Annotated in this window: 25 protein-coding genes, 1 tRNA gene and 1 pseudogene; 7 read left to right on the forward strand and 20 right to left on the reverse strand. The window is 51.1% G+C overall.

The window, feature by feature from the left end; genetic code table 11:
* The first annotated feature begins 296 nt into the window (after positions 1–296).
* Both ITJ87_RS03515 and ITJ87_RS03520 read left to right on the forward strand, forming a co-directional pair.
* Positions 297–3,641: a DUF2723 domain-containing protein gene (locus tag ITJ87_RS03515; protein WP_005831023.1), complete on the forward strand. Its 3,345-nt coding sequence runs from the start codon at positions 297–299 to the stop codon at positions 3,639–3,641.
* 134 nt (positions 3,642–3,775) lie between these two features.
* A complete protein-coding gene (locus ITJ87_RS03520; RefSeq protein WP_005831030.1) occupies positions 3,776–4,432 on the forward strand; it encodes a polysaccharide deacetylase family protein in 657 nt (218 codons plus the stop codon).
* Between the two features lie 143 nt (positions 4,433–4,575).
* Here ITJ87_RS03520 and ITJ87_RS03525 read toward each other — a convergent pair whose 3' ends face one another.
* Positions 4,576–5,472, reverse strand: coding sequence for a DUF4595 domain-containing protein (locus tag ITJ87_RS03525; RefSeq protein WP_005831035.1), 897 nt, complete (start codon positions 5,470–5,472; stop codon positions 4,576–4,578).
* A 321-nt stretch (positions 5,473–5,793) separates the two neighbouring features.
* On the opposite strand from ITJ87_RS03525, the gene ITJ87_RS03530 reads away from it, so the two are divergent.
* Both ITJ87_RS03530 and ITJ87_RS03535 read left to right on the forward strand, forming a co-directional pair.
* The gene (locus ITJ87_RS03530; protein ID WP_057259206.1) at positions 5,794–7,683 is read left to right on the forward strand and encodes an ATP-binding protein; all 1,890 of its coding nucleotides are present in this window, start codon (positions 5,794–5,796) and stop codon (positions 7,681–7,683) included.
* Positions 7,680–8,312: a response regulator transcription factor gene (locus tag ITJ87_RS03535; RefSeq protein ID WP_009037552.1), complete on the forward strand. Its 633-nt coding sequence runs from the start codon at positions 7,680–7,682 to the stop codon at positions 8,310–8,312. The genes ITJ87_RS03530 and ITJ87_RS03535 overlap by 4 nt, the downstream gene beginning before the upstream one ends.
* 78 nt (positions 8,313–8,390) lie before the next feature.
* Here the strand turns inward: ITJ87_RS03535 and ITJ87_RS03540 are convergent, their stop codons facing one another.
* The 3 genes and pseudogenes from ITJ87_RS03540 to ITJ87_RS03550 form a co-directional block, all read right to left on the reverse strand.
* On the reverse strand, positions 8,391–9,623 hold the full coding sequence (locus tag ITJ87_RS03540; protein WP_005838041.1) for a DUF4861 domain-containing protein: 1,233 nt from the start codon (positions 9,621–9,623) through the stop codon (positions 8,391–8,393).
* Positions 9,624–9,797: 174 nt separating this feature from the next.
* Positions 9,798–10,601, reverse strand: a complete 804-nt coding sequence (locus tag ITJ87_RS03545) for a gluconate 5-dehydrogenase (RefSeq protein ID WP_005831048.1) — start codon at positions 10,599–10,601, stop codon at positions 9,798–9,800.
* Positions 10,602–10,657: 56 nt separating this feature from the next.
* Positions 10,658–10,792: pseudogene (locus ITJ87_RS03550) on the reverse strand (5-keto-4-deoxyuronate isomerase); the annotation flags it as partial.
* A 508-nt stretch (positions 10,793–11,300) separates the two neighbouring features.
* On the opposite strand from ITJ87_RS03550, the gene ITJ87_RS03555 reads away from it, so the two are divergent.
* Positions 11,301–11,564, forward strand: coding sequence for a hypothetical protein (locus ITJ87_RS03555; protein WP_057098000.1), 264 nt, complete (start codon positions 11,301–11,303; stop codon positions 11,562–11,564).
* Positions 11,565–12,181: 617 nt separating this feature from the next.
* On the opposite strand, the gene ITJ87_RS03560 is transcribed toward ITJ87_RS03555, so the two are convergent.
* Complete coding sequence (locus ITJ87_RS03560) at positions 12,182–12,436, reverse strand: hypothetical protein (RefSeq protein WP_147341690.1); 255 nt, start codon at positions 12,434–12,436, stop codon at positions 12,182–12,184.
* A gap of 325 nt (positions 12,437–12,761) precedes the next feature.
* Here ITJ87_RS03560 and ITJ87_RS03565 point away from each other — a divergent pair, with 325 nt between their 5' ends.
* Positions 12,762–12,947, forward strand: a complete 186-nt coding sequence (locus ITJ87_RS03565; RefSeq protein WP_057097998.1) for a DUF6722 family protein — start codon at positions 12,762–12,764, stop codon at positions 12,945–12,947.
* Positions 12,948–13,099: 152 nt separating this feature from the next.
* Positions 13,100–13,300, forward strand: a complete 201-nt coding sequence (locus tag ITJ87_RS03570) for a transcriptional regulator (protein WP_229095783.1) — start codon at positions 13,100–13,102, stop codon at positions 13,298–13,300.
* A 474-nt stretch (positions 13,301–13,774) separates the two neighbouring features.
* On the opposite strand, the gene ITJ87_RS03575 is transcribed toward ITJ87_RS03570, so the two are convergent.
* The 15 genes from ITJ87_RS03575 to ITJ87_RS03640 form a co-directional block, all read right to left on the reverse strand.
* Positions 13,775–14,257 (reverse strand): HU family DNA-binding protein, encoded by a 483-nt coding sequence (locus ITJ87_RS03575; RefSeq protein ID WP_057097996.1) that lies wholly within the window; start codon positions 14,255–14,257, stop codon positions 13,775–13,777.
* Positions 14,258–14,520: 263 nt separating this feature from the next.
* Positions 14,521–14,643 carry a hypothetical protein gene (locus ITJ87_RS18885; protein WP_255425204.1) on the reverse strand — a complete coding sequence of 41 codons (123 nt, stop codon included), beginning with the start codon at positions 14,641–14,643 and terminating at the stop codon, positions 14,521–14,523.
* Positions 14,644–14,751: 108 nt separating this feature from the next.
* Complete coding sequence (locus ITJ87_RS03580) at positions 14,752–15,267, reverse strand: N-acetylmuramoyl-L-alanine amidase (RefSeq protein WP_117962981.1); 516 nt, start codon at positions 15,265–15,267, stop codon at positions 14,752–14,754.
* 113 nt (positions 15,268–15,380) lie between these two features.
* On the reverse strand, positions 15,381–16,061 hold the full coding sequence (locus tag ITJ87_RS18560) for a DUF4248 domain-containing protein (RefSeq protein ID WP_229094248.1): 681 nt from the start codon (positions 16,059–16,061) through the stop codon (positions 15,381–15,383).
* A gap of 441 nt (positions 16,062–16,502) precedes the next feature.
* Positions 16,503–16,691 (reverse strand): hypothetical protein, encoded by a 189-nt coding sequence (locus ITJ87_RS03590; RefSeq protein ID WP_230391789.1) that lies wholly within the window; start codon positions 16,689–16,691, stop codon positions 16,503–16,505.
* A 77-nt stretch (positions 16,692–16,768) separates the two neighbouring features.
* Positions 16,769–17,008, reverse strand: a complete 240-nt coding sequence (locus tag ITJ87_RS03595; protein WP_117965082.1) for a hypothetical protein — start codon at positions 17,006–17,008, stop codon at positions 16,769–16,771.
* A gap of 104 nt (positions 17,009–17,112) precedes the next feature.
* Positions 17,113–18,306 (reverse strand): DUF4373 domain-containing protein, encoded by a 1,194-nt coding sequence (locus ITJ87_RS18565; protein WP_220389777.1) that lies wholly within the window; start codon positions 18,304–18,306, stop codon positions 17,113–17,115.
* 2 nt (positions 18,307–18,308) lie between these two features.
* Positions 18,309–18,548, reverse strand: a complete 240-nt coding sequence (locus ITJ87_RS03605) for a helix-turn-helix domain-containing protein (protein ID WP_057097992.1) — start codon at positions 18,546–18,548, stop codon at positions 18,309–18,311.
* A 15-nt stretch (positions 18,549–18,563) separates the two neighbouring features.
* Complete coding sequence (locus ITJ87_RS03610; RefSeq protein ID WP_117962904.1) at positions 18,564–19,823, reverse strand: site-specific integrase; 1,260 nt, start codon at positions 19,821–19,823, stop codon at positions 18,564–18,566.
* Positions 19,824–19,996: 173 nt separating this feature from the next.
* Positions 19,997–20,067: transfer RNA gene (locus ITJ87_RS03615), tRNA-Gln, on the reverse strand.
* Positions 20,068–20,191: 124 nt separating this feature from the next.
* Complete coding sequence (gene tyrS, locus ITJ87_RS03620) at positions 20,192–21,484, reverse strand: tyrosine--tRNA ligase (RefSeq protein WP_117965021.1); 1,293 nt, start codon at positions 21,482–21,484, stop codon at positions 20,192–20,194.
* A gap of 107 nt (positions 21,485–21,591) precedes the next feature.
* On the reverse strand, positions 21,592–22,257 hold the full coding sequence (locus tag ITJ87_RS03625; RefSeq protein ID WP_005834071.1) for a TatD family hydrolase: 666 nt from the start codon (positions 22,255–22,257) through the stop codon (positions 21,592–21,594).
* Positions 22,254–22,475 carry a membrane protein insertion efficiency factor YidD gene (gene yidD / locus ITJ87_RS03630; protein WP_005831056.1) on the reverse strand — a complete coding sequence of 74 codons (222 nt, stop codon included), beginning with the start codon at positions 22,473–22,475 and terminating at the stop codon, positions 22,254–22,256. The genes ITJ87_RS03625 and yidD overlap by 4 nt, the downstream gene beginning before the upstream one ends.
* Positions 22,472–22,888 (reverse strand): ribonuclease P protein component, encoded by a 417-nt coding sequence (gene rnpA / locus ITJ87_RS03635; protein ID WP_022400586.1) that lies wholly within the window; start codon positions 22,886–22,888, stop codon positions 22,472–22,474. Before rnpA ends, yidD begins: the two co-directional genes overlap by 4 nt.
* Before the next feature lie 142 nt (positions 22,889–23,030).
* Entirely contained in the window at positions 23,031–23,783 is a 753-nt protein-coding gene (locus ITJ87_RS03640; RefSeq protein WP_005834069.1) for a uroporphyrinogen-III synthase, read from the reverse strand.
* Between the last annotated feature and the right edge of the window lie 2 nt (positions 23,784–23,785).

The raw sequence follows: 23,785 nt of genomic DNA on the forward strand, positions 1-23,785 counted from the left end.
TCATTTAGACAAGCAAGGAGGATACTTCCTTTCCGCATCCCCTTTATCGGCCGGATATTCCCTCTATAGAATCATCATTGTTGCATCTATATATCCACCGCGTTGCATCTATACTTCCACCGTGCTGCATCTATAGATGCAGCAAATCCCTTAACCTATCCTAATAATGCTGCTTATTGTCACCTATTTAGAAGCGAAATCATTATATTTGCGCCCATATATGCCAATACGTTAACTAAGCGGATGGCAAAACAACTTGTAAAAAACAAAACTGAATTATAACGAATTTCATCTGAATGAAACAGTACAAAACCGTAAACAACCTTGTAGGCTGGATTACCTTCCTCATTGCAGCGACGGTCTACTGCATGACCATCGAACCTACTGCAAGCTTTTGGGACTGCCCGGAGTTCATCACCACCGGCTATAAGCTGGAAGTAGGACACCCGCCCGGCGCACCGTTCTTCATGCTGGTAGCCAACCTGTTCTCACAATTTGCTTCCGATGCCTCCACCGTGGCCAAGATGGTGAACTACATGAGCGCACTGATGAGCGGCGCATGTATCCTGTTCCTTTTCTGGAGCATCACGCACCTGGTACGCAAACTTGTGGTGACAGACGAAAACAATATCACACGCGGCCAGATGGTTACCATCATGGGTAGCGGTCTGGTGGGCGCACTTGCCTACACGTTCAGCGATACCTTTTGGTTCAGCGCTGTGGAAGGCGAGGTGTATGCCTTCTCCTCACTGTTCACTGCCGTCGTATTCTGGCTCATACTGAAATGGGAGGACGTTGCCAACGAGCCTCACAGTGACCGCTGGCTGATTCTCATTGCCTACCTGACCGGTCTGAGTATCGGCGTGCACTTGCTGAACCTGCTCTGCCTGCCCGCCATCGTACTGGTATACTACTACAAGAAAGTACCCAACGCCAATGCCCGAGGTTCCCTGCTGGCATTGCTCGCTTCGGGCATACTGGTAGCAGCCGTACTCTACGGCATCGTGCCGGGTATCGTGAAAGTGGGCGGCTGGTTCGAACTGCTCTTCGTCAACACGCTGGGCATGTCCTTCAACACGGGTGTCATCGTATATATCATCCTGTTGGCAGCCTGCCTCATCTGGGGTATCTACGAAAGCTATACCGAACGCAACAAGGCACGTATGGCACTCTCGTTCATACTCACTATCGCCATGCTGGGTATCCCGTTCTACGGACACGGTACCAGCTCGGTAGTTATCGGTGTCATTGTCATTGCCGCATTGTGGCTCTACCTCCGTCCGAAGACGCAGGCAGCCGTCAAAGAGAAATTCCGCGTATCGGCACGCACGCTGAACACCTCGCTGCTCTGCACCATGATGATTGTCATCGGATATTCCTCGTATGCACTTATCGTCATCCGCTCCACCGCCAACACGCCGATGGACCAGAACTCTCCGGAAGACATCTTCACACTGGGCGAATACCTGGGACGCGAGCAGTATGGCACACGCCCGTTGTTCTATGGCCCTGCCTTCTCCTCGCAAGTGGCGCTGGACGTGAAAGACGGTTACTGCGAACCGCGCATCAAGTACAACGGCACGAAGTTCATCCGCAAGGAGAAAGCTACACCCGATGAAAAGGATTCGTACATCGAAATCCCCGGACGCATTGAGTACGAATACGCCCAGAACATGCTGTTTCCGCGTATGTACAGCAGTGCCCACACACAACAATACCATGCCTGGCAGGACATCAAGGGTTACGATGTGCCCTATGACAAATGCGGCAACATGATTATGGTAAACATGCCCACACAGTGGGAAAACATCAAGTTCTTCTTCTCCTACCAGCTCAACTGGATGTACTGGCGCTACTTCATGTGGAACTTCGCCGGACGCCAGAACGACATACAAGGCAGCGGAGAAATTGAACACGGCAACTGGATTACCGGTATCCCGTTCATCGACAACTGGCTGGTGGGCGACCAGAGCCTCTTGCCTCAGGAACTGAAAGACAACAAGGGACACAACGTATTCTACTGCCTGCCCCTGCTGCTGGGTATCATCGGCCTGCTATGGCAAGCCTACCGTGGACAGAAAGGCATCCAGCAATTCTGGGTGGTCTTCTTCCTCTTCTTCATGACCGGTATTGCCATCGTGCTCTACCTGAACCAGACTCCGAGCCAACCGCGCGAACGTGACTATGCCTACGCCGGTTCGTTCTACGCCTTCGCCATCTGGATTGGTATGGGTGTGGCAGGACTCGTCCGTCTGCTTCAAGACTACGCCAAGATGAAGGAACTGCCTGCTGCCGCCATCGTTTCCGTAGCCTGCCTCTTTGTCCCCGTGCAGATGGCAAGCCAGACTTGGGACGACCACGACCGCAGCGACCGCTACATGGCACGCGACTTCGGCCAGAACTACCTGATGTCCCTGCAAGAAAGCGGCAACCCGATTATCTATACCAACGGTGACAACGATACCTTCCCCCTCTGGTACAACCAGGAGACCGAAGGTTTCCGTACCGACGCCCGTACCTGCAACCTCTCGTACCTGCAGACCGATTGGTACATCGACCAGATGAAGCGCCCCGCCTACGACAGTCCTTCTCTCCCCATCACGTGGGACCGAATGGAGTACGTAGAAGGCACCAACGAATACGTCCCCATCCAGCCTGAGTACAAGAAAAGCATCGACCAGCTCTATGCCGAAGCCGAGAAGCAGGCACTGGACGGTAATCCCGAAGCACTGGTCAATGTAAAGAAAGAATTCGGTGACAACCCGTATGAGCTAAAGAATATCCTCAAGAACTGGGTGCGCAACAAGAATCAGGACTTGAAGGTGATTCCTACCGACAGCATTGTCATCAAGGTAGACAAGGAAGCCGTGCGCCGCAGCGGCATGATGATACCGGGCGACTCAATCCCCGACTACATGCACATTTCGCTGAAAGGCAAACGCGCCCTCTACAAGAGCGAGTTGATGATGCTCGAAATGCTGAGCGAGGCCAACTGGGAACGCCCCATCTATATCGCTGTCAGCGTAGGCAGGGAGAACCAGCTGAACATGGAGAACCACTTCGTTCAGGAAGGTCTTGCCTATCGTTTCACTCCGTTCGACACCAGTAAGACGGGCGTGACAATAGACTCCGAAAAGATGTACGACAACCTGATGAACAAGTTCAAGTTCGGTGGCATCGACAAGCCGGGCATCTATATCGACGAGAACGCCATGCGCATGTGTCACTCTCACCGTCGCATCTTCTCCCAACTCGTGCAGCAGCTGATGCGTGAGGGCAAGAAAGACAAGGCAAAAGCCGCCCTGGACTATGCCGAAAAGATGATTCCCGCCTACAACGTGCCTTACGACTGGCAGAACGGTGCCGTACAGATGGCGGAAGCCTACTACCAACTGGGCGAAACCGCCAAGGCGGACGAGATGATGAAAGCCCTTGCTGACAAGGCTGTAGAGTACCTGACCTGGTATCTGAGCCTGGACGACAACCGCTTCATGATTTCTACCCGTGAATTTGAATACCACTGGGCTGTACTCGATGCCGAGGTGAAGGCCATGAAGAAGTACAACTCCAAGCTCGCCGAAATCTACGAGCCGAAGGTGGAAGAACTGTATAATATGTATGTGGACAGAATGAAGGAGTGAGAATAAGGATTAGGGATTAAAGGATTAGGGATTAGCCTGTGCAGTTCATCACTAATCATTAACCCCTAATCCTTAACCCCTAATCCTTAAAATCCCTAATCCTTAAAATCCCTAATCCCTTAATCCTTAATCACGTGTTTATAGAACAACCTCCTGAGTTTTTTCGCAAACTATATCCCGGTGCAGTCTGGAGGATGGACCCCAATGAAAAAGCCGTTTATCTGACTTTCGACGATGGCCCTATCCCCGAAGTAACTCCCTGGGTGCTCGACCTGCTGGATAAGCACAACATCAAAGCCACCTTCTTCATGGTAGGTGACAACATACGGAAGCATCCGGACGAATTCCGGATGGTCGTTGAGCGTGGGCACCGCATCGGTAACCACACCTTCAACCATATCCGTGGATTTGAATACACGGCCAAGAATTATCTGGGAAATACCGAACAGGCGAAGATTTTCATGGAAATGGGTGGGGACATCAATTGCAATGTGGAGAAGGTTCTCTACCCTCTCTTGTTCCGCCCTCCCCACGGCCATATGTTCGCCAACCAGTATCTCACGCTGAAACGAACCTACAAGATTGTGATGTGGGACCTCGTGACCCGCGACTACAGCAAGAAGCTGCGCGGTCCGCAAGTGCTAGCCAACGTGATGCGCTACGCCCGCAACGGCTCCATCATCACCTTCCACGATTCCTTGAAATCCTGGTGCAACGGAAACCTGCAGTACGCATTGCCGCGCGCCATTGACTTCCTGAAGGAAGAGGGATATGAATTCAAAGTATTATAAACTTGAAACAGCAGAAAGTTACCAACATCTGCTGTCACAATAAATTCCACATAAAATAAGAAGGGGTTGTCTCGGCAAAAGGCAACCCCTTACATTTTATAGGCTCATGTCCTGTTCCACAAGAATAAACAGATGTTTTATAATTACCAAGTAAATGTACATCTGTATTCATCCCACTGGTCTTTTACAACCAGTTCCGTAGGATAACTGTCGGAATTCAATGTCCATGTAAAATACATATCGGACACAGAGTCCTCGCCATTGTATGTATAATGCCCTACAAGCGGCAGATGTTTCGTAGCCTTACCAAGCATGCCTCCATAATAGGCATATATCATCTCGTCCATATCCACATCCAGTATTTCATCAAACAACATCAGGCAGCCCTTATTCTCGATAGGAGCTGTTATATTATCCGTCGTATAGTCTATGGCAGCACTATACTCCCACTCGTCATTGCTGTCGATAATTCCGTCACCATTGAGATCCCCACTAGCTACATAACGTGTGGAAGTCTTCACCACATCTCCATCCTTATAGGTGATGTTCGTTATTTCACCATCGCTTTCAGAGCGTTTCATTACAACCAGATGGCCTTCAGTGTCGTATTCCATCTCCCAAGTAAACTCATCGGCATCGGGAGTACCAGCGTGGTCTATTGAGTTGCAAAATTCCACATAACCATCGCTGTTGAGCTGCAAGTTCAGTTCTGTAACATCGCCCTCTTCATCCGTCACGGTGATTCTTGCTCGGTCCTTTGCAACATCTGCCTTTGTAGTAGCGGGAAAGTACTCAAAGACGGCTTTATCCCCATCCTCAGTTGTAATGTTCGTCACCAGCCCTTCTTCATTGTGAGAAATCGCCATGCCCGAAACCGACTTCGGAAGCCCTCCCGTAAACACTTGCGAAGGATTGACCACAGTGGCGGTGTTTTCGCCACCCTCACCATTCTCATTTTCGTCATCGTCACTGCAAGCAGTGAATCCCAAGCACAACGCCACACCCAACATGGAGGCAGCCATCATTTTAAACATTTTCATAAGTTACAAATCTTGTTTTATCCCCATCCCTCTAAGGAAAATCCATAATAACAAAAGTATAAGGAATGCCGTCCGTATCTCACGACAACAAGACTCTGCCATTCAAACCCGGACAGATACTTTTGGCCATTTATCATTCCCAGACAAAGCTTAATATTTTTTGCAAAGTAATAAACTTTTCCTTTCACTCCTTGTCACTGAAAAAGGTGATTTTTCAGCCACATACAGAAAAAATTCAGCATCTCCAATAAAAAGCAAAATGAATAAGACGTATATTTGCAACAACTAAGCACAGATTGAATTCCACTAAAATATACCGATATGAGGGTACGCCATACTAAGCTATTATCACTCCTCTTTTCTTTAACCACTATCCTGCTTCACGCCGGAGAAATACCAACAGACACTCTGTTGGCACACTTCTACAACCGGGCAGCCAATCTCATGGAAGAAGGACACTACGATGAAGCGCAACGTAGCTTCGACAGCGCCTTTGCCACCCGGAACGTAAAGCACTCCTTCATGTATCCCATCTTGCTGAACGAACAAGCCACACTGCTGGTCTATGTGGGAAAGACAGAAGAAGCCTTTGCCATGAAAAAAAATGTGCTCCCCTACCTGCCGCAGATAAATGATTTGGAAAAGCACATCAGCGTATACAACGATTTGGGACTCCTCTACCGTCAGCACCAAATGAATGACTCTACACTCTACTATTACAATAAAGCACTGGACAGTGCCTTGCAATATGGGGACGAAAGCTGGATAGCCCACATCTGCAACAATGTGTCCATCCTATACTTCAATATCAGGCAGCTGGACGAAGCTGAAAAGTATACCGACATGGCCACCGAACATGCCGCCAGAACCGAAGACCCATTCGTAGCTTTCACCACCTGGCAAATCAGGGCAACCATAAAGGCTGAGCTGAACAAGCTGGATGATGCTGAAAAATCCAACCGCAAAGCCTGGAACATTGCCTGCCACGGAGAGGGAAACGAAGACTTATGGAAGATACGCTGCCTGCCCGGCATGCTGAGACTCTTTGAACGAAAAGAACAACCCGATTCCATAGACCACTACTTGAAATTGGGGAACAAACTACTACAACGGGTACCATCCAACTCCATCGCTGCCATAGGATTCATACAATCGAGGGCAGCCACCGAAACAAACCGCAAAAACTATGCCCGCGCCTTGAAGGACTTCCACTGGCTGCGTAACCGGAAAACCGGTACCGAGCCCAAAACATTATTTACACAAATGGCACGATGCTACGATGCCTTGGGAAACCCCAAACTGGCCTACACCTATATGGATAGTGCCCGCATGTGGACTGATACGCTGGCACAGCACAATCTGACGCAACAAATGGCAGAATTCAACGTGAAATATCACACACAAGAAAAGGAATTGGAGATAGCCCACCTGCAACAAGAACAACTGGAACACCAAGCCTTCCTGCTAAAAGCCTCCATTGCTGTAGCCCTTCTGTCCGGTCTTGCTCTCATTACTTTGTTGACGCTCCGCCACAAGAAACGAATAGCCGAAAAGAAGATTGAACTGCTAAAGCAAGAAAACGAACTGAACTCGGCACGCCGTTACATTGAAGGGTTGGAAGAGGAATGCAAATATTTTGCCAAGGAACTGCATGACGGCATAGCCAACGACCTGCTGGGGCTGCAAATGAAGATAGAAACTTCTGCCGGCAAAGGGAATGAGCAGGAACTGGCCTCACTCGTCAGCAAACTGAGAAACAACGTGCGGAATATCTCACACGAACTGATGCCTCCCGAATTCGAGCATCTCAGTCTAGACCAGATACTCGACCGTTATGCTGCCAAACTGACCGAGAACACCGGCATAGAGGTCAGCTATCATCCAACGGAGAACAACGCATCACGCCATCTTCCCAATGAAACCGCTTATGAGCTGTACCGCATCGTACAAGAGCTCACCATGAACATCGTGAAACATGCCTCAGCCAGTCATATAGTCATCAGTCTCCGTGCCGACAATGAAAATAAATATACCCTGCAAATTACAGACAACGGTAAGAATGCAAACAAGCAACAAACAGCAACAAACAACAATGACGGCATAGGATTGCGCACCGTAAACGACCGTATCAGAGCCATCAACGCTACCGCCAATGTATGCTCGTCAACAGAAAACAACGTTTTCACCCTACTGCTTAACATAAACGAATGAAACCAAACAAAGAAACATACAGAATACTGGTAATAGATGACCACCCGATTGTTGCTGAAGGCATCATCGCATTGGCCTCGCAACTCGAAGGAGTGACGTGCAAAGGAGCCACTTGTGCAAAAGACGTGGAACAACTGACCCTCAAAGAGAGATTCGACCTTTGCATCATTGACCTTGAACTACCGGATATGAATGGATTCCAACTCATATCCCACCTTCACAGCCAGATACCCAAATGCGGCATTTTAATCTATACCATGCATGAAGAACCTTGGATCATAGCCAAATTATCCACCCTAAACATCAACGGAGCTGTTTCAAAAAATGCCAGCACCAGCGAATTGAGAGACGCCATCAGTACACTGAAAAACGGAACCAGATACTTCAGCAATGTTTTCAGCGAACTGGACAAGGAAAAACAAAACACCCTACCACATGCACTTCCCGAATTGTCGAGACGTGAAAAAGAAGTGCTCGCCTATCTCTCGCAAGGACTGAGCACTTCTGAAATATCCCAATTACTATTTCTCAGCATCAATACAATACAGACTTACCGGAAGCGCCTGATGGAAAAACTGGAGGCCAAAAACGTTGCAGAACTTGTCTACAAGGGGAAGAGCTTATTCTGAGAACACTTGTCATTCGCCCGGACAGTTACAAGCCTCCAGCTTCTCAAGCTTCTCCGTCTGAAAAGGAAGAAAATCAACTTAGCGGATACTCACCGTCATCGGATTGCGCACCTTCTGTGCAAAATCAGCCATGTATCGGTTCCAGGCTTCAGCAGTCTTGATGTCTGCGCGGTCCCAGGCAAAGCCCCAGTAATACACGTAGTCAGCGCCCGGCTCATAGTCGCTGACAACCAGTACATGACCGTCCGCATTGTTACGCATCTTCTTCTCCTCTATGGGGAAAAGCACGGTTTTGGCTTCCTTCACAACGGCAGGGAAAGCGGCCCCCATAAATATCTTGCCATTATCCGGTCCGGTAGTGGGGTCTACATACGTCATATAACCACCGGCGGCATCAGCCACCACAGCACCGTCCGGTTCGTGCAGCACAATACCGGTAACAATGGGCAAAGATTCCTTTAGATTGCTATACGAAACGGCAGTACGGTTCAGATGAGAACCGGCATCCAGCGTAATCAGACGCGTTTCCACCACCGCAGTATCCCCTTTCACAGCCAACGGATTGAACTCCAGCTTCACGGTGAAGCGCAACGGACCGTTGTCCAGCACCTCCTGCGTCTTGTAGCACCACGGATAGATAATGGTATCATTCACCATCAATGCAGACACTCCGGCTCCCAATGTTGGGCCTACTGCATAGCAGTCCATGCCATAACCGTGGTCTATATGATAGGAGAATGTGCGTACCAGCTCATCGGCTGCCTTCGGGTCTGTCTTGCGCAATTCATTAACCTGCTTCCAGGAGTCTGCATCCAGTTCCTTGGCATACATGTCTTCCAGTACCGGTGCAGCAGTGCCTCGCTTCGTGAACAAGTCGTAGCCGAAACCGCGTTCACCCCTTGCCTGCAATGCAGGACCGTAGGCACGGAAGCCTACCAAGTCGTTCTCCCAGGCCATGTCGTCCAGACGTTCGGGATACTGCCGCCCACAAGCCCTTACCTCCACATCGACGGGAGTACCGGCCTGGACGGTATATGCAGCCGATGCATTGGCGGCTACCGTAGCAGGGAAGATTAATTTGTCATCGTAGGTCACTTGGTAAGGCACCTGCTCCCCTTCGACATTCAGAACCACAATCTGTGCGGTGTCTGCCAGATTCAGAAGGTTTGAGATTTCGGTCATGGACACCTCTACCATCTCATCGGAACGGTCCATCGCTAACGGATTGGTTACCGTAACAGTCACTATCTTGCTATCGTTGCAAGCAAGACAGCAGAGGGCCGCCATACATAATAAAAGAAAGTTTCTCATATAATCATTGCTTTTTCCTAATCAGTTGTATAACTTTCTTTTAGGCGCGGATTTCGCGGATTATACGGATTTTCCTTATCCTTTCCGCGAAATCCGCGTAATCCGCGCCCAAAAGAAAAAGGTGACAAGTGACATTATCCTGCCACTTTATCACCTTCTCAATTATCCTTAAATTTATTTCGGTTGCTTTCCGATATAAGCCAAGATACCTCCGTCTACATAGAGGATGTGACCGTTTACCGCATTAGAGGCTTCCGATGCCAGGAACACTGCCGGACCGGTAAGTTCTTCCGGAGCCAGCCAGCGGCCTGCCGGAGTCTTGGCGCAGATGAACGAGTCGAACGGGTGACGGCTACCGTCGGCCTGCTTTTCACGCAGCGGAGCAGTCTGCGGGGTAGCGATGTAACCCGGACCGATACCGTTACATTGGATGTTATATTCACCATATTCAGAGCAGATGTTGCGAGTCAGCATCTTCAAGCCACCCTTGGCAGCGGCATAGGCCGACACAGTCTCACGACCCAGTTCGGACATCATAGAGCAGATATTGATAATTTTACCGTGGCCCTTCTTCATCATGGCAGGCAGAACAGCCTTTGATACGATGAACGGAGCATTGAGGTCGATATCGATTACACGACGGAAGTCAGCAGCCTCCATCTCGTGCATAGGAACACGGCGGATGATGCCGGCATTGTTTACGAGGATATCAACAGAGCCTACTTCCTTTTCAATCTGGGCTACCATGGCCTGAACAGCAGGTTCGTCTGTCACATCACATACATAACCGCGTGCCTTGATACCCTTTTCAGTATAGGCAGCCAAGCCTTTGTCTACCAACTCCTGGTTGATATCGTTGAAACAGATAGTTGCTCCTTGCTCTGCAAAAGCTGAAGCGATAGCAAAACCGATACCATAAGAAGCACCTGTAACAAGGGCTACTTTACCTTCCAAAGAAAAATTCAAATACGGATTCATAACGTTAAATTATTAAGTTTAAATAAGTGATATTCTATTTATGTACGATTTGCAAGTAGTTTATACTCAATGGAAACTTTATTTTGGGAGAATGCCTTCCCTATAAGGAAATCGCAGCGAATGCTTTTCGTATCGTAGCTTTTCACATCATCGGGATGCTCAGCATAGCGAATTTCATAGTTCGTTTTCATGATTGCACTACATTTAATAGGTTATAACTTCAGCCATCAAATACACATCGTTTGCGTACACGATGCAAATGTAACAAAAGAAAATGGAGAAACCGTATAAATTTGTGTCAATTATATAGCAATATCGTTCAAAGATTCGTAAAAAGAAAAAATCTATACCTATAGTGCCAACAAGAGGGGGAAAGAATAACAAAAAAACCCACTAAAACTTGCGATTTTAGTGGGTTTTTAGCTGCAATTAGCTGTATCGTAGTTGGACTACCAGAAAACAAACTTCTTTAATAATCCAATATGATATTCAATATCTTAGCAAACATGTTTATCATACATGGCACCGATTTTGGCACCTAATAGTACGCAAACATACCCATCCGCAATCTGGAAAGAACTCTAATTATAAGGACAAAGGTATGAGTTATTTCGGAATTAATAGACAAAAACGGATAAAAATCGTATTTAATAATAGTATATTTGCAAAGCCAATTGATACTAATTATTCAAAAACAATATGGAAAATGACCCCTATACACAAGGAATAATACGAAATGTAAAGCACAATCTCATCGCAGGTATCATACTCGCCGTCATAGCTACACTCGTAAGTCTCATTGCATGCTCTCCGGGAATGACTATCGAAGAGAACGAAAAGCCGCCGCATATCGTTGACGATTGGCCGGAAGCTACTGATACAATCAATATCATACCTGACAGTGTTCGTGACATGACTCATGCAGACAGTATCCGCTTTGGATTGCTTCCTCCGGATGATTGATAGCAAACCGAAGTCCTACAGCAACAGATGGACTCCGGAACCTGCCGATAGGTGATAGCAATCAATAGCAGCTCAAGAAGATTGGCCAATGAAAATTGATAGCAGATTTCCCTTCAGGAATGGCAGCCGGTTAAAAGATTTGCCACCAGTCCTATTGTGCGTTGTGCACGGAGCATCCGGCTCTTCGTCCGCCCCTGCCCCCAATGCACGCCGCCAGCCCGCAGGCGGGCACCCAGGCAGCACGCAAAGGGTGCAGCGGCTACGGCGGTACTCCGTCGCGGGCATAGGCAGGGGAGATGGTGTTGCCGCGCGGGCTTCCGGCTTCTGTGGCCGTGCCGCCTCCCCCTTTGGGATTGCTTGTACACGGCGGGGCAGGCCGCCCTGGGACAGTGTTGCCGCGCTCCCGGTATCGTCGGGTCCGTCGCCCGCCGATGTTGCGGTGGCCGTATGCTCCAGCGGTATTGCCTTTTTTCTCTGCCGAGGCAGAAAAAAGAGAGAGGTTCTTAGTATTCAACATAATAATCCATATCGAGGGGGCGTCGCAAGCGCCGGCTATTCCCCTCGATAAATATTATTATATTTAATACCGGTACCTACGTCAGCGCTCCCTCCGGTCGTCAGAGCTGCCGTAATATCGCAGTTCCTCGCCCCCACGCCTGGGGTGGAGGCATCTCCCTCCGGCTTCGCCGGGCTGTATGCTCCCTGCGGTGCGTGTCTCTGTGCGCCGCCTGCCGTCCGGCCAAGCCTTGGGGTGTGTCCGCGAAGCGGCCAATACCTTTCCCACCGGCTTCACCGGACGATGCCGGGAAGCCTCCCATACCCCTGCATATCCATCGGGCAGTTACTCCGTATATTTTCCTTTTTTTCTTCACAAAGATAGGCTCCGGCCGCCATGCAATCAAGAACCGGCTGCGCCTATCCGGAAGAAAAAAATCCTGAGCGCCGGGACGGCGTGCGGTTTTTTCCTCCCGGATTTCTTGCTTGCATGTCGTCCTCCACCTGGGTGGAAGTTTAGAAAAAAGGGAAAAAATGTGGTGGGCGTGCGCGGTGGAAAAGCTGTCAATCCGTCATTCGCGGCACAAGAGACGGGAAGTTTTCACACTAATTATTAGGAATTTACAAGAAAAAAGCCTATCTTTGTGTTACTGAAATAGGGAGACACCCTGCCATCAATAACTGTAATACGGAAACAAAAGCATGAAAAAGGAATTGGGAAAATGGCTGATGGATATAGCCAAGTACATCACCACCGCCGTGGTGCTGACCTCGATTTTCGGAGAAGTGGAACAACAGTGGATAATCTACGCGGGAGGTACGCTTGCCGTAGCCTTGTCACTGGGCTGGGGCTTGTACCTCGTACGCGACAAAAAGGAAGGAGTATAATATGGGAGCACTGATAATGTTTGCATTTATAATCGTGGTTGCCAACGCAGCCGGATTGTATTACTGGTACCAGGAACATAAGAGCAAGCCCAAGAACACGAGCTGCTAAACCTCTAAACGCTGCGCTATCGGCATGACGGGCTTCTTCATCCATGACCAACCCCAACAGTACCCGAATTCTGAAAACGTCCACCTACGGGCTGGAGACTTCGCCCGACGGGCAGGAACTCTTCTTGTGCCGTTACAAGAAACCGGGCTGGAGGCTTCGCCTCGATGATGCCGCCACCGACAAGACCAAGCTGGCCGCAACGTTGCGCAAAGCCGCCGAATGGCTCACCAAACGGCAGGGATAACCGCACACCGGCACCATCACAGCGCACGCCCACCACATTTTTTCCTTTTTTTTCTAAACCCCATTCAGGTGGAGGACGGCATGCAAGCAAGAAATCCGGGAGGAAAAAACCGCACGCCGCCCCGGCGCTCAGGATTTTTTTCTTCCGGATAGGCGCAGCCGGTTCTTGATTGCATGGCGGCCGGAGCCTACCTTTGTGAAGAAAAAGAAGGAAAATCCACAGAGTAACTCTCTTTGAACGCTATCTACATTTACATCGCATTAGCTTATGTTTTTCAACCCTACATCATCCTGCGGCAAGTACGGAAAAATGTCCGGAATGTCTCCATGGCAGCACATATCCATACGCCCGGCACCGCCCGGCCGTTTTTTGCTTTCGTTTTTTCAAATCCTGCCGGGACAAAAAAAAATCGCCCCGACGTTTTTTCATTTCGTCGGGACGATTTCAAGTGTTTCTTGCGTGGAAAACGAAGGATTAGCCCAACGGATTCTCGCCCTGGTCGCCATCACTTCCACCGCCTCCGGGATTCTCACTTCCACCGTCCTCGGAGCCGCCTTGGCCTTTGGTTGCAACAGTAGAGGTTTTCTTGTAGGACAATGTCTTGCAAATGTCCTTCAGTTCCTTGCAGGGAACAAACACGATACGCGCCTTCTTGATGTTGGCAGCGGTGAATTTATCGGCAGACTCTACGCCTTCGGTACTAATGGCCAGACGGAAGGAGCCGAGGTCGTTGATACGGACAATCTGACCGCTGGCCAGCTTTTCCTTGGCAATGTTCATCACGTTGTCCATCACGGCCTTGGCATCGGCACTGGTCACGGTGGAACGGTCGGCAGCGGCACGGGTAAGCACGTCAAAGGTACATTCGTCAGTAGCTTGCACCTGGGCGTAGAACTTGGGGGCTTCCTGCGGTTTCGCAGGATTCTTGCGGGCTGATACGGAATAGGATACAGACATGGTAAAATAGGGGTTAAAGGGTTGATGTATATGTTACGCCTCCCCATCGTGGAGAAGCAGAACAAATGTACGCATGTACGCGCGTAAAGTCGGGCGGTTCATGAGGATGCGTGCTGATTTGTGCAGATATATGCCGGATTGTTACCGGTTGTTACCCCGACTGTTACGGACTGTTACCATTGTTACCGGTTGTTACCTACTGTCCGGGCACGAAAAAGCCGCTCCGTGATGGGGCGGCTTCCTCCGGAACTCACGTCGGGCGGCTACTTGTTCCCAGCTTTTTTATCACCCGGTTTTCCCAGCAGGGAGGCGATGAAGTTGCGGAAACTCTCGTTTGTAAATACGAATTTCAGGACACTGAGTGTCCATTTCAAAGCGGTTTTCATAGCGGTATCACGTTTTAAATGTTCGCTGGCGAAGGTACGGAGCAGTGGAATAGCCACGGCCGCTATGTGTGGTTGTGTACGGATGAGTGTGTTTTTCGTGCGGTTCTGTCACCCGTTGCGGTGGAAGGCCTCGGCGCAAAGCGGAGCATATTCCGTGGAGGCGTCGAAGCAGGGACACTGCTTGAGCCACTCTTGCGGCTCAATGACGCCGTTACCGTTCAGGTCGGGACTGAGGTCGCGATGGCCGCAGACGGTGCTTTTGGGGTACAAAACGAGCAACTGCCGGATGAGGAAGCGCAGCGCTTCGCGTTGCTGCGGTGTACGTGTATCGGCGGCGGCCCCGTCGGGCTGCAGACCGCCTTCGTAGGCAATGCCGATGCTGTGGGCATTGAAGCCCCGCACATGGGCGCCGACAGTATCGAGAGGGCGCATCGGGAATACGGTGCCTTCCCGGGTGATGTAGAAGTGATAGCCGCAGGCGGTGAAACCCCGCTGCCGGTGGAGGCGGTCGAGGCTTTCCGGGGTAAGCTGGCGGTCGCACCGGGAAGCGGTGCAGTGCACTACGATAAGGTTGACGTTTCGGTTACAGTCCAGACGGAGCGTCGGCAGATTGGCGGTAGACATTGCGGCAGTGGCGGCTGCAATGGGTTGGGAAACGATAGCGGGTTGTGTCATGAGCGTGCTGAAGGTTGGGGTTACTGTATAAAGGTATAGGTGGCAAACGCAGTGGCAGAACGTCAGAATGGGGAGCCGAAGGCAACCGCTATCAGGTCTTTCTGCCGGGGTGTCAGTACGCGGGCCGTCAGGTGGTAGTGGGTTTCGTCGAGGGCTTGCAGCAGTTCGGGACTGTCTTTTATCCAGGCTTTCAGGCGGATGCTGGCGCTTGCCGGCGCGATGTTGGGGAAGTAGAGCACGGCCAGCTCCTTGAAACCGTAGGAACGGTTCTCCAGCTGGCGGGCGGCAGGGTGACGGGCAATGCCGGATGCAGGACGGCAGGTGTCGGTGTTGCGTAGGGATGTGCGGAAAACGTCGGAGGTCATAAGCATAAAGGTTTGATTTACATCAGTAAAGGTACGTCTTTTTGTACGGAATGCCACGGATTGCAGGCCAAGACTATATATAAGTATAGTTAGGGGTACCCGATAACTACCCGATGTGTGTGCAAAGATGTGTGCAGACTGCCCGGCATCGTCCGGCGAAGCCGGTGGGAAAGGTATTGGCCGCTTCGCGGACACACCCCAAGGCTTGGCCGGACGGCAGGCGGCGCACAGAGACACGCTCCGCAGGGAGCATGCAGCCCGGCGAAGCCGGAGGGAGATGCCTCCACCCCAGGCGTGGGGGCGAGGAACTGCGATATTACGGCAGCTCTGACGACCGGAGGGAGCGCTGACGTAGAAGCAAGGGCGTATTGTTAACATAATAGCGAATATTTTTAGCGTAGCGCAGCCGGGAATCAAGCGAAGCGCCCGGCTGAAAAATATTCTTATTATGTTATAAAAACTCGCCCTCCTCTCTCTTTTTTCTGCCCCGGCAGAGAAAAAAGGCAATACCACTGGAGCATACGGTCGCCGTAACATCGGCGGGCGACGGGCCCGACGATACCGAGAGCGCGGCAACACTGCCCCAGGGCGGCCTGCCCCGCCGTGTACAAGCAATCCCAAAGGGGGAGGCGGCACGGCCACAGAAGCCGGAAGCCCGCGCGGCAACACCATCTCCCCTGCCTATGCCCGCGACGGAGTACCGCCGTAGCCGCTGCACCCTTTGCGTGCTGCCTGGGTGCCCGCCTGCGGGCTGGCGGCGTGCATTGGGGGCAGGGGCGGACGAAGAGCCGGATGCTCCGTGCACGACGGGTGGCAGCACTACTCCCTCAACGCCACCGCCTGCAACCGTTGCAGTGCCTCGACATAACCGCACAACGCGCGGCGCATCTCGGTAAACTCCTGCTCCCTCTCCCGCCGCAGCTTCGCTTCCTCCCGATAATGGGCACAGAAACGGGGATACTCCTTCATCACGTATTTCAGCGCTTCGCTGCCGGTAGATTTACCCACCAGCGCCTTCAGCCGCTCCAACTGCTCCGCTTCCTCCGCTGTCAGCCGCAGGGTGAGTGTCGATACCTTCTCCGTGCTCATGGCCGTATCTCCTTCCCGTTTCCGGACGCTGCCCGAAGCGCTGCCGCCGCTTCCTCACGGTTCATCCACCCGGCACGCTCGAAAGCTTCCCGATAGGTCCGGTACTTCACGCCGAAGCGCTCAATCGTTACTCCGCATGCCGTGATGCGGTGTGCCACACACCACCCGTGCGCCATCTTGCGAGGGTAGTACTTGCCGCTAATCGGAGCGGCTGCCGTCTGTTGTCCATTCGTCATTTTCGATGTTTTTTTGCTCATGAGGCGTACCACATGAGCGTTTTTCCACTGTTTTCGCTCACGACACACACGCCGGGAGCGCACTTTGTCTCCGGCTTCCCCCCTCACGAAGCCTTGGCAGGCACCGCCTTCCGCAGCTTCGAGAGGATGTACCTTGCCGGCATGTTTATCTTGCCCTTCGACCTCCGCACTTCGTCGATTGCCTCGCGCAACGCCCTCTCCTGCCCTTGCGCCGCCTCGAGCACCCGTTCGAGGTCGTAGCTCGGCACCTTGACCTGCCGCAGCATCTGCCGCAATTCTTCGGACGTGTCGGCCGCCTGCCGCCTTACCGTGAGCCGCCCCGCCGCCACCAGCGAGCGAAGCGAAGGCAGCAGGTAGCTGCACACCGTGAGCCTGCCCCGGCTCTGCCGCACCTCGTCGGCCAGCGCCCACAGCGGCGAGCCGTCGGTATCGATGCCCTCTATCGTGCCTATCCAGCGGACATCATCCGGGGCAATGCTCATCGACCTGAACAGTAGCTGCAGTCTCTCCTTCCCCGAAGAATGCGAAGCTCTCTCCTCCTCCTCCCTTGAGGGGGAGTTTGAGGAGGAGTTTTTATTAGCATAACTCTTAATAGATTTGTCGCATTCTTCTGAGAAGTTTCCAGAAGTTTCCGGAAATTTCTGGAAATCTTCCGGAAACGCTTCCTCCTCCTTTGCTTCCAGCTCCAACAGAACCCGCTTCCCAACGCCCTCTGCCCCCGTTTCCGTCTGTGCGGTTACAGCCGGAACGGCAGGCACCGGCGCAGCGGTTCCCGGCACATCGGTAACGGCTTTCGGCACTGCACCTCCCTCGGCTTTCGGGATAATCCGCATCGGCGGCAACTCTTCCCTCGGGAAAAGCTGCGGCAACGGTTCCGGCGCCTGGGCGGCTTTCTCCGTTTCAACCAGCCGTAGGTCTTCCTCGATGGCGGGTGTCTTCTTGCACACCTTGCAGATGTCGATGTAGCGCGTCTGTATGCTCCTGGCCGTCAGCACCCCCTTCTCCTGCCACAGCCGGTTGTCGAAAAGCCCTATCTCGGCGCAGTAGCCGATGATGGCCGTCACCTCTTCCTCCTCAATGTCCCAGTATTCGGACACGTCGAAAAGATGGTCTTCGGTGAACGTCAGGCAGTAGCCCCTCACCCGGTAAATCTCGTTGAGCACGTACTGATAGACGGCATACCCTGCACAACGGTACTTCTTCTTCAGGCGCTTTATCTTGATGTCCTGAAAGCGGTCCGTCTCCGCCTTGTAGTAACTGAAACCCTGCTTAGCCATACTCACTCCTTTCCTGCTATGATTTTCACCAGACACGCCTCTATCTCCTCGCGCTTGTACAGATAGGTTTTCCCGAAGCGGTAACAAGGCAGCTCGCCCTTCGTCCGCAGCAGCTTCAGCGTGGAGTTGCTGATAGAGAATATACGTGTCACGTCCGCACTGCGCAGATACTCCTTATCTGTCATTTCCGTCAGGCATTCTGCCGCCTGCAGGGCATTCTGTTCAAAAAGTCTCTTCTTCATATTGATAATGTATGTTTATTGATTACTTGCATGATTGTCGCCCTCCTTGCCCTTGTTGGCATAAAGCTCTTTGAGTTGTGCCATGTCGTCCATCACCTTTTTGTCCACAATCTTGGCATACAGCTGCGTGATGGTGAGCGAGGCATGCCCCAGCATCTTGCTGACCGTCTCGATGGGGATGCCGTGCGATAGCGTGATAGTGGTGGCGAACGTGTGCCGGGCCATGTGGTAGGTGATGTCTTTCCGGATGCCTGCCGCTTTGGCGATGGTTTTCAGATAACGGTTGATTGCCTGGTTGCAAGGCACGGGGAAAATGGGCTGCTTCGCCTTCTCTCCGTGATAAGTGGCATACCTCGCTATCAGCTCCTCGGCAGGCTCCAGCAGCGGCACCGCCACACGCTGCGAAGTCTTCTGGCGGTGGTAGTTGAGCCAATGCGAGCCGTCTATCCCCAACGTGATGTTCTTATTCGTCAGCATCAGAATATCCACGTAAGCCATGCCCGTATAGACGGAGAACATGAATATGTCCCTCGCAATGCCCAAGTGGGGCGGCAGCGTGACTGCCTTGAGCCGCCTGATTTCTTCCTCCGTAAGATACCCTTTTTCCACATACTCCTTGTGCACCTTCAGCAGGCATACCGGATTGTTCGTTATCCACTCATTCTGTATGGCCAGATTCATAATCCGCTTGAACCGTGCGATATGCTTCAGCGCCCCGTTGACGGCACAGCGAACCGTACCTTCACGGCGGTAGCCCTGCAGGTAGGCGAAGAACTCATAGACAAAAGCCTTGTCTATGGCCTCTATGGAATAGTCTGAGAGATGGAACTTGATACGAACGAAATCGAGCAGGTGTTTTCTTGTGACGATATATCCGCGGTAGCTTCCCGGGCGCAGGTTCTTGCGCTCTACGGCCTCGTGATAGTCGAAAAGTTTGGTGATGGTGGAGTATTCGTTCTCCTTGGCCTTGAACTGCAGCTTGAAGTTTTCGATGCTCAGTTCATAATGTTTCTGCTGAATCCGTTCGACGGTTTCAGTGACGAGCAGCCCGGTTTCCTCGATAACCCGGTTTGCTTCCCGGTCAGCTTCCGTCTTTCCGGCAGCCCTCTGCGCCTTGGCAATCCACGATGCCGGACGTATTGATACATTCAGGGGAAAGTCGTATCTTTGTCCCCCGACAGTGACTCGGCAATACAGCGGGACTGTATTCGCCTCTTTTTTGGTTCTGCTCTTTCTTGCCCAGAACAGAACTGAGATTTTCTTCGTTACACTCATTTTTTAGTAGTTCATGAGTTCCTTCGAAGATTGCGGTAAAGGGAGGTTGCTGTGTCACCTAATTTGGCACCGAAATCGTGTCTGTTTTTTTCGATGCCTATTTAGAATAACAAAAAAACCCACTAAAACTTGCGATTTTAGTGGGTTTTTAGCTGCAATTAGCTGTATCGTAGTTGGACTACCAGGATTCGAACCTGGACAAACAGAACCAAAACCTGTTGTGCTACCATTACACCATAGTCCAAACATAGGGCTTTCTGTTAAAAAGCGGTGCAAAGATAAAAGGAAGCCCCGAAATATCCAAATATTTCGGGGCTATTTTTACTGCCGAAGCATTATTTCCTTAATTACTTCTCTTTAGGATACCGCTATTTGGCGATAATCAGATAGTAATTCTTCTTGCCGCGCTGTACCAGCAGGTATTTTTCGTCCAGCAGGTCGGCTGTCGTAATCACCTGGTCGAAAGCAGCCAGTTTCTCCTTATTCAGAGAAACGCCACCGCCTTGCACCAGCTTACGCATCTCGCCCTTGGAAGCGAATACAGCAGCATTATCCACGAACAAATCCACCGCCTTCACACCGGCAGCCAGTGCATCACGGGATATTTCGAACTGGGGAACACCCTCGAACACAGCCAGCAGCGTATCTTCGTCCAACTTCTTCAGTGCATCGGAAGTTGCATTGCCAAACAAGATGTTGGATGCATCCACAGCAGCGTTATAGTCCTCTTCGGAATGAACCATGATAGTCACTTCCTTGGCCAGGCACTTCTGAAGGACGCGCAAATGGGGAGCAGCCTCGTGCTCGGCCGTCAGAGCGTCAATCTCCTCCTTGGACAGTGCAGTGAATATCTTTATGTAGCGTTTGGCATCCTCGTCGCTCACGTTCAGCCAGAACTGGTAGAACTTATATGGAGAAGTGTAGCGCGGGTCGAGCCAGATGTTTCCGGACTCTGTCTTGCCGAACTTGCCACCGTCGGCCTTCGTAATCAGCGGGCTGGTCAGTGCAAATACCTCCCCACCGTTCGTACGGCGAATCAGTTCGGCACCGGTGGTGATGTTACCCCACTGGTCGCTGCCACCCATCTGGAGCTTGCAGCCTTTGGTTTCATACAGATGAAGGAAGTCGTACCCCTGCAACAGCTGGTAGGTGAATTCCGTGAAGGAAAGACCGTCACGTGCCTCACCGTTCAGACGCTTCTTTACAGAATCTTTCGCCATCATATAGTTCACGGTGATGTGCTTACCCACTTCACGGGCAAAATCGAGGAAAGTGAAGTTCTTCATCCAATCGTAGTTGTTCACCAACTCGGCACGGTTGGGGACATCCGAATCAAAATCCAGGAACTTGGAGAGCTGGGCCTTCATACCGGCCAGGTTGCGCTGCAACGTCTCTTCCGTAAGCAGATTGCGTTCGGCAGACTTTCCGGAAGGGTCACCAATCATACCCGTAGCACCGCCAATCAGTGCCAACGGCTTGTGTCCGCAACGCTGGAAGTGACGCAAAATCATCACACTGCAAAGGTGCCCGATGTGCAAAGAGTCCGCAGTAGGGTCGAAACCAATGTATGCAGTCACTTGTTCCTTAGCCAGAAGTTCTTCCGTACCCGGCATCATATCGTGGAGCATGCCACGCCATCTTAATTCTTCTACAAAATTCATCGAATGATTAAGTTATCTGATTAATTATTTAAGTGATTATCTATGAATTGTTTGATTCCTATTTTAATCTGCGCAAAAATACGACTCTTTATTCGAAGAAACAACTCTTAGGGTTTAAAAAAGACTTTGCAGACATTTCTCCGGAGTGTTTCTCCAAGCTCCTCGGGAGAGATGCCGCGCACTTCGGCAGCGCGTGCATACAATTCCCCGATGGAAACTTCGCTTTCATCCGTTTCGATGAACAGCCGGTCGGCAGGTACCCGGCACAAGGCTGCTTCCTGGTATTTCTCCCCGAATGAAAGGTAAAAGCCATGTTTCAGATATTCCTCCACCAGCGCCGCCTTGCCACGGAAACCATGTATTATCCACGGATTCGACGGGCGCAAGTCCCGCTTCACCTTCAGCAGTTCATCAACCGCCTTCACCAGATGAATCACCAGCGGCTTTCCCACTTCCTCTGCCAAACATGCCTGGCACCTGAACACTTCCACCTGCAAATCCATCGGAGCATCTGCCAGCTTGTCCAGCCCGGCTTCGCCCACGGCAAGTACTTGGGGATGGCGCACTAACTCCTCCAGGCCGCACACCCTGCTAGCCACAGCACCTTCGGCTCCGGAGTGTTCACCTCCACTCCGACCTATATGCCAGGGATGTATCCCCACCGAATACCATCCGCCGCTCTGTGGAGAGAACGTTTCGGGATAGCAATTTGCAATGGCAGTTCCGGGTACTTGCGGAAGCCGGTGTGTATGTATGTCTACTGGAATATTCATGGAACGGGATCATATCCGGAACCTCCCCAGGGATGGCAGCGCAGAATGCGCCTGACTGCCAGACAAAACCCCTTGAAAGGTCCGTGTTTCTTGATGGCCTCCACCGCATATTGCGAACAAGTGGGGGTAAAACGACATGAAGGCCCTATCATGGGCGATATGCACTTCTGATAGAAATAGATGGGAAGCAGCAGCAGATATGAAAGCAGACGCTTCATGACACCTGCGGAGTTTGCTCGGCTTCAGCATTTGCCGCTACCTTCTCGGCAATGCGTGCCAAAGCTGTCTTCATACGGTCCTCAATGACAGAAGAGTCTACCAACTGGTCCGAAAGATAGATGAAGGCCACGGCCAGACGGCACTTTTTTTCCGTCAGCACGGCCAGCAGTCCGTGTTTGTTCATGCGGTAGGCTTCACGTATCTGGCGTTTCACGCGGTTGCGCTTCACCGCCCGCTTGAAACGGCGTTTCGAAACACTTACAAGAATGGAAACGGGTGCCTCCAGCTCCTCCACCGGCAGATACACCACACGCAAAGGGAAAACCGAAAACGAGCGTGAGCCGCCCGCAAACATCTTCTCTATCACTTTCTTCTTGTCCAACCGTTCGGACTTACGCAAGGTATTTGGCATGAGAAACAAGGATTAGGGATTAGGGATTAGGGATTAGGGATAAAGGATTAGGGATAAAGAATAAAGGAGGTGGAGGTGAATAGGTTCTTTCATCCTTTATCCTTAATCCCTAATCCTTATTTCTCTCTTTATTTCTCTCTTTTTACTTTCCTTTATTATTCTCCTTGATAAACATGTCAAGCGCCGCCGTCATTGAGGGTGCCTGCACGCTGGGAGCTTCCAGGTCAAGACGAAGTCCGGCATCACGGACTGCCTGGGCAGTGGTAGAGCCGAATGTTCCGATCTTGATTTCCTTCTGGTCAAAATCAGGGAAATTCTTCTTCAAGGCACTGATGCCTGCCGGACTGAAGAACACCAGCATGTCATAATCAAAAGCCTCATCTGCAGCAAAGTCATTGCTGACAGTACGGTACATGACAGCTTCCGTGTGCTGAATCTTATTCTTATCCAGCAGATTCTTCACGTCATCATTGTGTACATCCGACATTGGTACCAAGTACTTTTCAGTCTTATGCTTAACAATGGAAGGTATCAAATCGTCAATCTTCCCGGTGTTTCCGAAGAAAATCTTACGCTTACGATACTGCACATACTTTTGGATATACAGAGCAACGGCCTCCGTCACGCAGAAATACTTCATTGTTTCGGGAATTGTCACACGCAATTCTGTACACAAGTGGAAGAAATGATCAATAGCATGACGCGAAGTAAAAATAACGGCAGTATGATCCAAGACCGAAATTTTCTGTTGTCTGAACTCTTTCGCTGAAAGGCTCTCCACTTTGATAAATGGGCGAAAATCTATTTTCACACCATACTTCTCGGCGATGTCGTAGTAAGGAGATTTCTCTGATGCCGGTTTCGGCTGCGACACAAGTACTTTCTTAATTTTCAACG

The organism is Bacteroides sp. HF-162 (assembly GCF_015679285.1).
Lineage (GTDB): Bacteria > Bacteroidota > Bacteroidia > Bacteroidales > Bacteroidaceae > Bacteroides > Bacteroides uniformis.